Genomic DNA, 12,233 nt, shown 5'->3' with positions numbered 1-12,233 from the left:
GGGCCGGCCGCGACACCGCCCGGACAAACTGCACGCCGACAAAGCCTACGACGCTGAACCGCGCCGACACGAGTGCCGGGCGCGTGGGATTGTACCGCGCATCGCACGCCGCGGCATCGAGAGCAGCGAGAGGCTAGGCCGGCATCGGTGGGTGGTGGAGCGCACGCACGCTTGGTTCAATCGCTTCCGTCGGCTGCCCGTGCGCTACGAGCGACGTGCAGACATCTACGAAGCCTTCACCAGCCTCGCTGCCAGCCTCATCACACTCAACCAGATCAGACGGTTCTGTTAGGCGCTCTTAGCCTTGGACCACCCCGTGGGGGCCGATCATGCGGAGAGGGCAAAGCGCCGGGCGCCCCTGCCGGAGCGTTGGAGAGCGATGAAGCATCTGCCGTATGGCCGATCGTTCTGTGAGAGCTTGCCATCTGGCCGGCCATCAGCACGGTCAGCGCTGCCAGCATGAGCCCGGTGCCTCCGATTACCCCGTAGAACATCGGCATGCCGGGACCACCGTGCTGACCGTTTTGGCTGGAATGCCGTTCTGCCACCTGAAAACCTCGCTGATCCGCAATTGCGGATCCGAGTCGGCAACAGGCGCTCCAGCCAATAGGTCCGCCCCTGTGGCGCCATAGCTCGTAGGTTAACCCGGGAGCGGGAAACCGGCGCTCCGACTCCAGGAGCCGCTGGGCAAACGACGGCCCTTGCCGCCTGGGCTGCACCAAGCAGGTCACCCCCAGGTTGCCCCGAGGTCGAGGGGTCTAGAACCAGCCTACTCGATCACCTCGACGATGCGGCGCGTCCCCGGTTCGACGAGCACGGGGTGGTCATTGACGATGGTGTAGTTGAAGTTCGGCAATGCGAATTCAGATGGCACGTCGTAGTAGACGACGCCGTCCTCCGGCAGCACCGTTCCAACCCGCACCGGTCCCGCGTAGGCAAACGATGGACGGCGCTCGCCGACCACGTAGATGCGGAAGCGCTCGCGCCTGTCGATGCCGAGCATGCTGTTGGCCGTACCGACGGCCGCTCCGATCGCCCCGCCGACCACTGCGCCGAGCGGTCCCGCGATGGCCTCACCACGCTCGCGACCATCCTGTGCACCGCGCGCCGCGCCCTGTGCATGAGCCGGCGTCACGGCGCCGAGCATCAGCACGACCGGTAGAGAGATCCAAAGTCGCATAGTGTCCTCATCAGGCAGCATGAAGGGTATCGAAGGTCAGCGGCACCATGGAGCGGCCCCACACCATCGGATCGGAGCCCGATCAAGGGACCCTGTCGTCACCGGATCCGTGGCGGCCGGACGCGCAAGTGCCCTCTCGGGTGGCCGGTTGGCCTTCGCCAGCATCACGGCCGAGAAGCAACAGAGCGCGAGGGCAGCGACCCAGAGGACGCTTCTCAAGGTTCGGGTCGTTCGCTTGGACATATCCCAGACGCTGACGGCCGTCGGTTAGCGAACTCTTGCATGGCGCGGAACGCGTCGAGCGGTGCCTCATGAAGGCGTCCTACCAGCGATCGAAGACAGGGGCTCGGTGCCCACAGTATCCAGTTCCGCCGCCGCACCGACCGTCGCGAAGCCTCAGGGGGACTCACGAGGAACAGCCCTGGAAGAGGGGGCTCAACGCGGATCCGACGCTGGCGATCGGATCCGATGCCGGCCCGGTCGAGTTGCGGGTTCGTCGAGGACCAGTGGTGCGAGTCGCCTGGCGGCGTGCTCAACATTCTAGCGTGGCTGATGTCTTCAAGCGCGCCGACAAAAACCAGTCGTTGGGTTCTTCGCCCAAGCCCTTGTCCTGCGGGTTGGTGGCATACCGTGTGGCTATGGCCACTTCCGCACCGTTGATCCTGCGATCCTCGCGGCCGGGCGGGGCCGTTCCAGCCGGGCACATCGCATAGGCCATTTGCGGAGGTGCAGAGCGGCACCCCACCACGCGGTCGCAATCGGCCGAAGCGCCCTGACGGCAACGCTCGGTTTTTTGCTCAGATCACGCAATGCAGTTGACGTGATGCGCACATTGCGCGCATCACTCAGGAGACACCAACAAAGCTCCGCCTCACACGTCGATCAATGGCTAGAGAGCTCAAGCAATATCTGCGTGAAACGCGCAGGGAGGAAACGAGTATGCAGATCCCGATCAAGCGGGCGATCGAGCGCGTTCCGGGCGGCATGATGGTCGTGCCGCTGCTCGCCGGGGCGCTCATCGCGACCTTCTTCCCCGGAACGCCGAAGTATTTCGGATCCTTTACCGGCGCGCTGTTCTCGGGAGCGCTGACGATCCTGGCGGTCTTCTATGTCTGCATGGGCGCGAGCATCGATTTCCGCGCCACCCCTTATATCGTCAAGAAGGGGGGCACGTTGCTGATCGTGAAGATCGGCATTGCCCTGATCCTGGGACTGATCTTCGGGCAGGTCCTCGGCGAGGCCCCGGTCGCGGCCGGCATGTTCGCCGGGCTGTCCACCCTGGCCGTCGTCGCCAGCATGAACGACACCAATGGCGGGCTCTACATGGCGCTGATGGGCCAGTACGGGCGCCCGCGCGATGTCGGGGCGTACACGGTGATGTCGCTGGAGAGCGGCCCGTTTCTCACCATGGTGACGCTCGGCGTCGCCGGCCTCTCGGCGTTTCCCTGGCAGACCCTGGTGGGCGCCGTCCTGCCGCTCCTCGTCGGCATGATCATCGGCAATCTCGACCGCGAGATGCGCGCCTTCCTGAGCCGGGCGATCCCGGTGATGATCCCGTTCTTCGCCTTCGCGCTGGGCGCGGGCCTCGATCTGACCAAGGTGTGGCAGGCTGGTCTGCTCGGCCTCGCCATGGGCGTGGCGGTCGTGGTCCTGACCGGCATTCCGCTGTTCTTCGCCGATCGCCTCACCGGCGGCACCGGCGTCGCGGGGGTTGCCGCCGCCTCGACCGCCGGCAACGCCGCGGCCGTACCGGCAATCGTCGCCGCCGCGAACCCGGCCTACGCGGAGGCCGCCGGCCCCGCGACGATCCTCGTCGCGGCCTGCGTGGTCGTCACGGCAATCCTGGTCCCGATCGTCACGGCCTGGACCGCGAAGGTCGTCGGCCGCGGCGCGGACGAGGCGGAGGCCCTCGACGGCGAGCCGGTCGTTCCCGCACCCGTCAGCCGGGCCTGAGATGGACGCGCGCTGGCTCATCCTCGCCGACGATCTGACGGGCGCCGCCGACTGCGCGGTGGCGTTCCGTCGACGCGGCAGCGCCGCAGCCGTGATCTGGGGCGAGGCTGTACAGGACGAACGGATCGCGATCCTGTCCTACGACGCCGACAGCCGCGGCCTCACCGCGCAGGCGGCGGCGCAGCGCCACGCGGCCCTGCTGGGGCGGTTGCACGCCGCGGACCGACGCCTGTTCAAGAAGGTCGACTCGACGATGCGCGGCCAGCCCGCCGCCGAGATCGCCGCGACGCTCGCTCACTTACGCGCTCGGCCCGGCCAGGTACTCGGCGTGCTGGCGCCGGCCTTCCCCGGGACCGGCCGGACCACGGTGGAGGGCCGGGTGCGGGTGGGCGGCCGCCCGCTGGAGGAGGCGGAGGTGTGGCGGCGCGACCATAGCTACGCCAGCGCCGACCTCGGCGAGATACTGGCCTCGGCCGGAATCCGGTCCACGACGCTCAACCTCCCGGTCGTGCGCGGGGGGCGACTCGCCGGCGCGCTGGCCGAGGCCGCGGCCGGTCCCGCCGAAATCGTCGTCTGCGACGCCGAGACCGATGACGATCTGCGCCGCATCGCCGAGGCCGGCCTCGCCGGAACGGCATCGGCCTTCTTCATCGGCAGTGCCGGGCTGGCACATGCGCTCGCGTCGGCCGGACCGGTTGCCACCCTCGCGCCGGTCCGGGTCGCACCCGACGGGCGCGGCTCGCTCCTCGTCGTCGGCTCCCTCGCCGAGGTCTCGCGCGCGGGCGCCCGCCGCCTCCTCGCCGACGACGCCGTGGCGCATCTGCCGGTCGCGCCCGAGACGCTGCTGGCCGCGGAAAAGAGCCGGTCGGACTTGGCGGCGTACCTCGCGGAGCGGCTGGCCGCCGGTCAGGATGTCCTGGTCGAGATCATGCTGGAGGGCGAACCCGACATGAGTATCGGGCCCCGCCTCGCCCACGCGCTCGCCGACGCGCTCGCACCGATCGCCGGGCAGATCGGGGCGCTCGCCGCCACGGGCGGCGAGACCGCGGCCGCGTTGCTGACGCGCTTTCAGGTCCACGGCATCCAGTTGACCGACGAGATCGAGCCGGGTGTTTCGCTCGGCCTCACCTTGGGGAAACTCGCGATCCCGATCGCCACAAAAGCGGGGGCCTTCGGCGACGCCGACAGCCTCGTGCGGATCCGGGACCGCCTGCGCACCGTTCGAACCGAAGGAAGTCTCACATGACCCGTCCGACCATCGCCATCACCATGGGCGATCCCGCTGGTATCGGGCCAGAGATCATCATGAAGGCGCTGGCCCACCCGGAGGTCCACGCGATCTGCCGGCCGCTGGTAATCGGGGATGCCGGGCGCCTTCGGCAGGCGGGCCGCATCGTCGGGGCCACGATCGGGGTCGACTCGCTCGCCGACGCGGGGGCGGCGGCCTTCGACACCGGATCTGTCCAATGCGTCGACCTGAAATGCGTCCCCGAAGACCTGCCGTTCGGGCGCTTGTCCCCGGTCGCCGGCGAGACCGCCTATCGCTGCATCGCGGCGGCGGTGGAGATCGTCCAGGCGGGGCAGGCGCAGGGCATCTGCACCGCGCCCCTGTCGAAGGAGGCGCTGCACGCGGCCGGCCACAAGTTCCCCGGCCACACCGAGATGCTAGCGCATCTCACCGGGACGCCGGAAGTGTCGATGATGCTGGTCTCCCCGAAGCTCCGGGTGATCCACGTCACGACCCATATCGGCCTGATCGATGCGATCGCGCGGATCGAACCCGGTCTGGTCGAGCGCGTCATCACCCGCGGACACGCCATGCTGGTGAAGGCCGGCATCGCTGAGCCGAAGATCGGCGTCTGCGCGATCAATCCGCATGCCGGCGAGAACGGCCTGTTCGGCCATGGCGAGGAGGCGGAGAAGATCACGCCGGCGGTCGAGGCCTGCCGCGCCAAGGGCTGGGACGTACGCGGCCCGCTACCGGCCGACACGCTGTTCTTTCTAGCCGGCCGGGGGGATTACGACATGGTGGTGGCCATGTATCACGATCAGGGGCATGGCCCGATCAAGGTTCTGGGTCTCGAGGCCGGGGTGAACATCACGGTCGGCCTCCCGGTGATCCGCACCTCGGTCGATCACGGGACGGCCTTCGACATCGCCGGCACGGGCGTCGCGGACGAGCGCAGCCTCATCGAGGCGCTGCGGCAGGCGGTCGAGCTGGCGCCGAAGAGGCAGGCGGCCTGACAGGGACGCCGGCACGGACCGAGGCGCTCCCGCCGGGGGCAGGTTGAGAGAGCGGGGCTATGCGCGGAACGGAACGCCGGGCGCGGCTGCTGGAGGCGCTTGGGCTGGGCGAGATCGACGTGGACGATCTCGCGCGCCGGTTCGGCGTCTCCGCCTCGACCGTCCGGCGCGACCTCCAGCATCTCTCCGACACCAAGGCGGTACGCCGGACCTATGGCGGCGCCATACTGGCCGCAGCGGCGCCCGAGACGACCCTCGACCAGAGGCTCGCGATCAACGGGCCCGAGAAGCAGGCGATCGGCCGCGCGGCGCTCGCGCTCATCGCGGATGGCGAGACCCTGATCCTCGATGCCGGCTCGACGGTGACGGCCTTCGGGCGCCTTCTGTTCGACCGACGCCTGCGCATCATCACGAACAATCTCGCGCTGCTCCCCTGTCTCGCCCAGGCCCCCAGGATCGATCTCGTCGTGCTTGGCGGCAATCTGAGAGCGACGAGCATGAGCACCGTCGGCCCCCTCGCCATCGAATCCTTGCAGCGGATGACGGCCGATCGGGCGGTGATGAGCGCGGACGGCGTGGTCGCGGGACGCGGCCTGTGCGAGGCGAGCCTGGATCAGGTCGCCCTCAAATCCGCAATGATCGCGCAGTCGCGAGAGACGATCGTGCTGGCCAATGCGGGCAAGCTCGGTCGCGCGGAGCAGATGGCCTGGGCTCCCCTGCCGCGGCGCTGGACCCTGGTGACCGACGCGGCCGTCCCGCCGGACCAGCACCAATGCTTCGCGGAAGCCGGCGCCGGCCTGGTGGTGGCCGGCGCCTGAGGCGCGGACCGCCCTCGGTCATGGTCTGCCGATGCGGCATCTTGCGCCGAGGCGGGTCGCGGGGCGCACGGGGCCATATCTCGGGGTGGCATCGCGTGCGCTCGCCCCGGGTGCGGGCACGGCGGCGCAAGTCCGGTGCTTCGCGCGAAACGAAGGCATACCCAACATGGCTCAGGAACTGCCGGAGCTGCCCTCAGAGGCGTTCTCCAAGCGGGATCGCAGTCCCGATCCGCTCTTCTATGCGCAGCCGCGCCTCGTCACCCATATCGATGCAGCTGCCATCGCCGCCGTGACCGACCTCTACAGGGCGGTCATACCCTCGGGCTGTGTGGTCCTCGACCTGATGTCGAGCTGGATCAGCCACCTACCGGACGAGATCGCCTACGAGAGCGTCATCGGCCATGGCCTGAACGCGACGGAGCTCACCGCCAATCCGCGCTTGGCACGGCATTTCGTGCAGGATCTCAACGCGCAGCCGCACCTACCGCTCGACACGGCGAGCGTGGACGCGGCGCTGATCTGTGTCTCGGTGCAGTATCTGCAGCGCCCCGTGGAGGTCCTATCTGAACTCGTGCGCGTCCTGCGCCCCGGCGCACCGGTGGTCATCAGTTTCTCGAACCGCTGCTTCCCGACCAAAGCGGTCGCAATCTGGGGTGCCCTTGATGGGACCGGACATGCGGAACTGGTTCGCCTGTACCTGCAAAGCGCAGGATTCGCGAGCGTCGACACGCATGTCCTGAAGCCCGAAGGGGCCTCCGGCGACCCGTTGACGGCGGTGGTGGGCTGGACCGCATCAGGCTAGCCACCACGCCGCTCCTTCGCGCGCGCGAGACGGATCAAGGACCGTCTCGAACGGAGGAGGGCTGGTTGATCGCAACGCTCAGGCGGCGAGGAGCAGGCCCGGCGCCCCGCCCTCGAAGCGATGACGGTCGGGTTCTGGCAGCGAGGCCACGGCGATCGATGGCGACAGCACCCTTTGCTAGGGCAGAACCGGTTCCGGGCGCTCGACGATCACCTGCGGCGCACAGTTGGCGTCGAAAACAATTCTGTCGGCCCCGGCGTCGGGTGTCGACGCACATGGGCAAGCCCGGCACATTGAGTGCGGCGCCATGGCGGGCTTCTCAATGTCGGCATCCCGGGTATAGCCGAGGCGATTTTTGACTCCCCCGAGTTCGAGATCACAACCTTCGCCCGCCCGGTTCGCCGGCGCGGGCTTTTTCGTGTCGCGATCCCGACCCGGGACGGCCGGCCCAGACGACCAGCACGGCGCGGGAATCGCCCGGTCACATCCTGCCTTCCGTGTCGCGTCGCGTATCGCGTATCGAGTTCGGCTGGTCAGATCGACGACCTACGCCGCCGGCCCGTAATCAGATCGGGCGGCAAGGCAGCGTTCGTCACCTCGGGCCACGCGGCCGTCGAAGGTCCGGTGGCTGATCCGTAGCAGATTGGCCGCCTCGTCGGCTGTGAGGAGATCGATTGCGAGCATAGGCCCTTCCCAAAGCGGGCATCGTTAAAGCGGGCATCGTGAAAGCTGACCTCCAAGGGATGACTGCCGATGCAGCCACGTCACGACCGCCTTCATCGGACAGCCACGCTAATTGAGCAGGGCTGGAAGCCGTGAGCACTCGTTGACATCAACCTGCGGTAGTACGCAGGGATTACCTATGTTGAAAAAGCTCCCTCAAGGCGCGGCCACTTTTCGCGGTCGCGGATTGGCGTTCGTCCATGGCTCCCACATCGTGATGAAGGTCTGCCCGGAGTGTTCTCAACGGAACGCTCCGAAGGCTGCCGACACAGGCGTGTGCGGGTGGTGCGCCTACGTCCCCTTCTGTGAAGATGTAGAGCCTGCTGTAGAGCTCGAAGCCGCGGTTTAAAATTATCACGGCCGGCGGCGAGCCACGGTTGCTGCTAGGCATCGACGGCTGAGCCTTTGAGCTATTTGTTGCACATTGAGTAGTAGCCACCGCCCTTCTGGATCCACTTCGCATCGCCGAGCGTGCCGGCGGCCTTTGCTGCGTTGTAGTTTTCCAGGCAAGTGTGCATCCGGGCGTTGCCGATCGACTCCTTGGCGTACTTCGGATCGATCGCTTGAGGGTATGCGGCCGATCCCGGGACTGGCGCTGGCGCGCCCCTGGAAGCTATCGGAGCAGGTGCTGGAACGGGGGCAGCAGTTTTAGTGGCCCTCGGCGCTACCGGGCTCGACACGGTGTTCGTTGCCGCGTCCGAAGCAGCTCCGCACTCGGCTTTGCGGAAGTCGTTCCATTTCTGACCGTTGAGCGTCCCTACTACTCATGCCGCCGACATGGCCGATTTCCTGGGCACCTGGGAGCAGGTCACCACAAACGCCCACGCCTACCCGGACGGTGGGGGCACCGGCAAGATGACCACGGGTATCGGTGACAGCTAATCGGCTCCGCTGCGTCTTCCGTATCGATGGCATCGGATGCGAGGCGACCCTGGCGATAGCGCCCCGCACCCGCCCGGCACCAACGCGGATCTGATAGCAAGCCGGATCGAGAGCAGGATCGCGCAACGGCACGGCTTCACTCCGCGAGGTTAGAACCTCTGTCTAGGCGATGGAACGTATAGCATAAACCTCCAGCGTTCGAGCTTGAGACGCAATTAATTATCTACAACAATTTATAACAAGAAGTCCGCAAATGGTCGAATGCATCGAATTAAAATAATTATAAAATACTCGCGGAATATTTCTATCACGGCGGTTGTGTGTATGCTGTGCCATCCGGAGCAGCATGAGTGCATCGTCCTTGAACAGACACAAGCACCAGGAAAAGGGGGCGCTCGCGTCGCGCCGGTCCGACGCGGCGTCAAAGACGGCGCCCGGGGCTTTGGCGGTCACCCAGTGGCATCATTCGGCCTATGTCTCGATCGCGCGTCGCATTCTCGCGTGCCGCGAGCAGGCGGAGGACGTCGTGCAGGATGTGATGCTGCGCCTCGCGGCCGCGCCCCCCTCGGACGAGGTCCGGTCGACGGCCTATGTCGCGCGCATGGTCCGCAACCTCGCCATCGACCAAGCGCGGCGGCGCACCCTCGAGCGGCGACTGTTCGCTCATCTCGACCAGGCCATCGATCCCGCCGACCCTGTCGCCGGGACGCCGGAGGACGCGACGGCCGCGCGGGAGGCTCTGCAGCGGGTTACCGCGGCGTTGGCGCAACTACCGGAGCCGGTCGGCACGGCCTTCCGCCTGCATCGAGTCGACGGCGTGCCGCAGAACGTGATCGCTGCGCGGATGGGCGTCTCACGCGCTCTGGTGTGCGGCCTCGTGCGTCGGGGGCATCTCCACTGCCTCGCTGCCCTCGACCGGCGCTGTGCCGCCTGCCCGGCGAGTGCCCGCACCGGACAGCCACGCCAGCATCAGCGCGAGGCCGAGACCGTCGGCGAAGAGCTCGGCCGCGATCCGGCTCGCGAGCACGCCGTCATAGCCGAACAGCCGCGGCAGGATCAGCAGCGGTGGGATCAGCGCCAGCCCCTGCGCCGCCAGCGAGACCGCCGCAGCCCGGCGCGGGGCGCCGATCGCCTGAAAGAGGGTCGCGGCGGTGAGCTGTAGTCCCACGGGGGCGAACGCCACCGCGAAGGCGGCCGTGGCACGCGCGCCCTCCCGGGCCGTCTCGGCATCCTGTGCGAATAGGGCCGTCAGCGGCTGGGCGAGGGCGACCATCAGGCCGCCCACCACCAGCCCGTAGATCAGGGAAGCAGCCGTGACGAAGCCGAGGGCGCGATGCAGACGGTCCAGCCGGCCGGCGCCCCCGGCATGGCCGAGCACCGCCTGGGCACCCGCCATCATGCCGAGGAGCGGCAGGGCCGCCACCAGGACGAGGCGCAGGGCGAGCCCCTGGGCCGCCACCGCGGCGTCACCGTAGGGGGCGGCCGCCTCGACGAACAGGGCCATCGCGAAGGCCGCAAGCAGGCTGGAGCCAGTGGCCGGCACTGCGAGCCGCAGAGCCTCAGGCAGCAGACCGGGCCGGATCCGCCCGCCGCCGGGTCGGCGGAACCGGATCCGGTCCGGCCCCCGGGCCCGGACGAAGTGCAAGCCATAGGCGGCGGCCCCGGCAGCCTGCGCGCCGATCGCCGCCCAGCCGGCGCCCACGGTGCCGAGGCCGCAGAGCCGGATCAGGACCCAGTCCAGCAGGATGTTGAGGCCGAAGCTGCCGATCATGATCGCGCCGCTGAGGCGGGCATGCCCCTGGGCGCGGACCACGAAGCCACCGACGATCATCACAAGCATCAGCGCAGTGCCGATTGTCGCCAGTGCCGTGTACGGGGTTGCCGCCGTGGCCAGAGGGGCATCCGCACCGAGGAGCCCGAGCCAGGCCGGCGTGTCGGCGAGGATCGCGGCCGTGACGGCCCCGCCCGCCGGCAGGCAAAGCCAGAAGCCCAGAGATGCGGCCTCGTCGGCCCGATCGCGGTCGCCGGCGCCGAGGGCCCGGGCGACCTGAGAAGCCGCCGCGATGCCGGCCCCGTACCCTAGCGCGGCCACTAGGAGCGTCACCGGATACGCGATGGCGATGGTGGCGATCGCCGCCGCGCCGAGATCAGCCACGAACCAGGCGTTGACCAGCATCTGGAGCGCATGGGCCGAAATGCCGAGGATCGCCGGCCCCGACAGGCGCAGAACCAGGGCGATCACTTGGTCGCCGTCGAGATCCACCGGTCCGCCGCCGCGTCGCGCCCGCATACGCTTCACGGCTGGGCCGCGGCGGTCCGGATCGTCGCCCGGGCGGCGCGCTCTTCCGCGAGGATCGTCTGCGCGATGGCGCCCGCCCGTACCGGCAGGATCGACAGCAGGGTCTCGGTCAGTCCGTGGGTCGGCTCGCTGAAGCCCTGGAGATGCAGGCTCACCCGCGGCTCGGCGGAGTCCAGCGGCAGGCGGTAGTGCCGATCGACGGTCTCGCCGGCCAGGAACGAGCGGAGCGGGTCTAGGATTGCGGGGACCGCGGCGCGCTCGTAGCCGGTGGCGCAGATCACGGCCTCGTAGGTCTGGCGGTCCTCGATCCCGGCGACGTCGTCGCGCAACAGTGCGGACAGGCCCTCCGCACCGGCCTCCAGGGCCAGCACCCGGGTGCTGCGCCGCAGCCGGTAGCGGGTTACGCCGCTGACCTCCTGCTCGTACAGCGTGGCGTAGAAAGCCTGGATCAGGTCTGCGTCGACGACCGCGTAGTTGGTGGCGCGATGGGCGGCGATCAGCTCGGCTCGCACCGGAGCGGGGGCGTCGTGGATGCGGTCGACGGCAGCCGGATCGAAGATCTCATTGACGAACGGGCTGTCGTCGGCGGGCTTCAGGGCGGGCCCGCGGATCGCGAGGTCGATCAGCGCGCGGGGGTAGCGCTCGCCCAGGTCGGTGGCAATCTCCACGGCGCTCTGGCCGCCGCCCACCACCAGGATACGGGGCTGGGGGCCTTCGAGCTGCGGCTGCCCAAGAGCGCCCGCGATCCCCGGAAGATACCAGGACGAATGGATCAGCCGCTTGTCGTTGACCAGCGCCGAGAACGGCGGTGGGATCGCCGGGTCGCCGCCCGCTGCAACGACCAGATGGCGGCAGCGGCGCAGGCGGCGCCCGCCCGCCCGGTCCCGGCCCTCGACTACGAAGGCAGCGAGCCGGCCCTCCCGGGTCTCCGGCCGGACGGCGTGTACCGTCTCGCCATACGCGACCACGTCGGCGAAGTGCTCGGCCGCCCATGCGAGGTAATCGTTGTACTCGACCCGCGACGGGTTGAACGTCTTGAGGTTGAGGAAGGTGTTCAACCGCCCCTTCACGTGCAGGTAGTTGATGAAGCTGAACGGGCTCGTCGGGTCGCGTAGGGACACGAGGTCCTTGACGAAGCTGATCTGCATGTCGGCGCCGGGCAGCATCATGGCCCGGTGCCAGCCAAAGCGTTCCTGCCGCTCGAGGAAGCGGAAGCTCGGGCGCAGCGGGCTGCCGACCATCGCGTCCCGGAGGGCGATGGCCAAAGACAGGTTGGCCGGGCCGAAGCCGATGCCGATGATGTCGTCGGTCGCGGGGTGATCCGTCATCGCG

The 12,233-nt window shown here is 68.6% G+C and carries 9 protein-coding genes and 1 pseudogene; 7 read left to right on the top strand and 3 right to left on the bottom strand.

Features of this window, described 5'->3' with window-relative positions; genetic code table 11:
- The coding region (locus tag BM228_RS13355; protein ID WP_139234089.1) for a transposase at positions 1–292 on the top strand (292 nt) is incomplete at its 5' end.
- A gap of 477 nt (positions 293–769) precedes the next feature.
- Here BM228_RS13355 and BM228_RS13350 read toward each other — a convergent pair.
- Entirely contained in the window at positions 770–1,180 is a 411-nt protein-coding gene (locus BM228_RS13350; protein ID WP_092041007.1) for a DUF1236 domain-containing protein, read from the bottom strand.
- A 939-nt stretch (positions 1,181–2,119) separates the two neighbouring features.
- On the opposite strand from BM228_RS13350, the gene BM228_RS13345 reads away from it, so the two are divergent.
- From BM228_RS13345 to BM228_RS35355, 6 genes and pseudogenes are all read left to right on the top strand, one after another.
- Entirely contained in the window at positions 2,120–3,133 is a 1,014-nt protein-coding gene (locus tag BM228_RS13345; RefSeq protein ID WP_092041004.1) for a 2-keto-3-deoxygluconate permease, read from the top strand.
- 1 nt (position 3,134) lies between these two features.
- Entirely contained in the window at positions 3,135–4,379 is a 1,245-nt protein-coding gene (locus tag BM228_RS13340) for a four-carbon acid sugar kinase family protein (RefSeq protein WP_092041001.1), read from the top strand.
- Positions 4,376–5,377, top strand: coding sequence for a 4-hydroxythreonine-4-phosphate dehydrogenase PdxA (gene pdxA / locus BM228_RS13335; RefSeq protein ID WP_092040998.1), 1,002 nt, complete (start codon positions 4,376–4,378; stop codon positions 5,375–5,377). Before BM228_RS13340 ends, pdxA begins: the two co-directional genes overlap by 4 nt.
- A gap of 59 nt (positions 5,378–5,436) precedes the next feature.
- The gene (locus tag BM228_RS13330; protein WP_092040995.1) at positions 5,437–6,195 is read left to right on the top strand and encodes a DeoR/GlpR family DNA-binding transcription regulator; all 759 of its coding nucleotides are present in this window, start codon (positions 5,437–5,439) and stop codon (positions 6,193–6,195) included.
- A gap of 166 nt (positions 6,196–6,361) precedes the next feature.
- The gene (locus tag BM228_RS13325) at positions 6,362–6,997 is read left to right on the top strand and encodes a methyltransferase domain-containing protein (protein ID WP_092040992.1); all 636 of its coding nucleotides are present in this window, start codon (positions 6,362–6,364) and stop codon (positions 6,995–6,997) included.
- Between the two features lie 1,951 nt (positions 6,998–8,948).
- Positions 8,949–9,431: pseudogene (locus BM228_RS35355) on the top strand (sigma-70 family RNA polymerase sigma factor); the annotation flags it as partial.
- A 24-nt stretch (positions 9,432–9,455) separates the two neighbouring features.
- Here the strand turns inward: BM228_RS35355 and BM228_RS13305 are convergent.
- Both BM228_RS13305 and BM228_RS13300 read right to left on the bottom strand, forming a co-directional pair.
- Positions 9,456–10,892 (bottom strand): MATE family efflux transporter, encoded by a 1,437-nt coding sequence (locus BM228_RS13305; RefSeq protein WP_092040984.1) that lies wholly within the window; start codon positions 10,890–10,892, stop codon positions 9,456–9,458.
- A gap of 5 nt (positions 10,893–10,897) precedes the next feature.
- Positions 10,898–12,229 carry a lysine N(6)-hydroxylase/L-ornithine N(5)-oxygenase family protein gene (locus BM228_RS13300; RefSeq protein ID WP_092040982.1) on the bottom strand — a complete coding sequence of 444 codons (1,332 nt, stop codon included), beginning with the start codon at positions 12,227–12,229 and terminating at the stop codon, positions 10,898–10,900.
- Positions 12,230–12,233 lie beyond the last annotated feature (4 nt).

It is taken from the genome of Methylobacterium pseudosasicola (genome assembly GCF_900114535.1).
GTDB lineage: Bacteria > Pseudomonadota > Alphaproteobacteria > Rhizobiales > Beijerinckiaceae > Methylobacterium > Methylobacterium pseudosasicola.
Note: the sequence above shows the minus strand (reverse complement) of the source record. Positions and strands in the feature narration are given on the sequence as shown.

What these genes read in the sequence shown, in the direction of transcription:
- BM228_RS13340 (WP_092041001.1), top strand. Translation starts at nt 3,135, where the DNA reads ATGGACGCGCGCTGGCTCATCCTCGCCGACGATCTGACGGGCGCCGCC.
- BM228_RS13330 (WP_092040995.1), top strand. Translation starts at nt 5,437, where the DNA reads ATGCGCGGAACGGAACGCCGGGCGCGGCTGCTGGAGGCGCTTGGGCTG.
- BM228_RS13300 (WP_092040982.1), bottom strand. Translation starts at nt 12,229, where the DNA reads ATGACGGATCACCCCGCGACCGACGACATCATCGGCATCGGCTTCGGC.
- BM228_RS13345 (WP_092041004.1), top strand. Translation starts at nt 2,120, where the DNA reads ATGCAGATCCCGATCAAGCGGGCGATCGAGCGCGTTCCGGGCGGCATG.
- BM228_RS13325 (WP_092040992.1), top strand. Translation starts at nt 6,362, where the DNA reads ATGGCTCAGGAACTGCCGGAGCTGCCCTCAGAGGCGTTCTCCAAGCGG.
- BM228_RS13350 (WP_092041007.1), bottom strand. Translation starts at nt 1,180, where the DNA reads ATGCGACTTTGGATCTCTCTACCGGTCGTGCTGATGCTCGGCGCCGTG.
- pdxA (WP_092040998.1), top strand. Translation starts at nt 4,376, where the DNA reads ATGACCCGTCCGACCATCGCCATCACCATGGGCGATCCCGCTGGTATC.
- BM228_RS13305 (WP_092040984.1), bottom strand. Translation starts at nt 10,892, where the DNA reads ATGCGGGCGCGACGCGGCGGCGGACCGGTGGATCTCGACGGCGACCAA.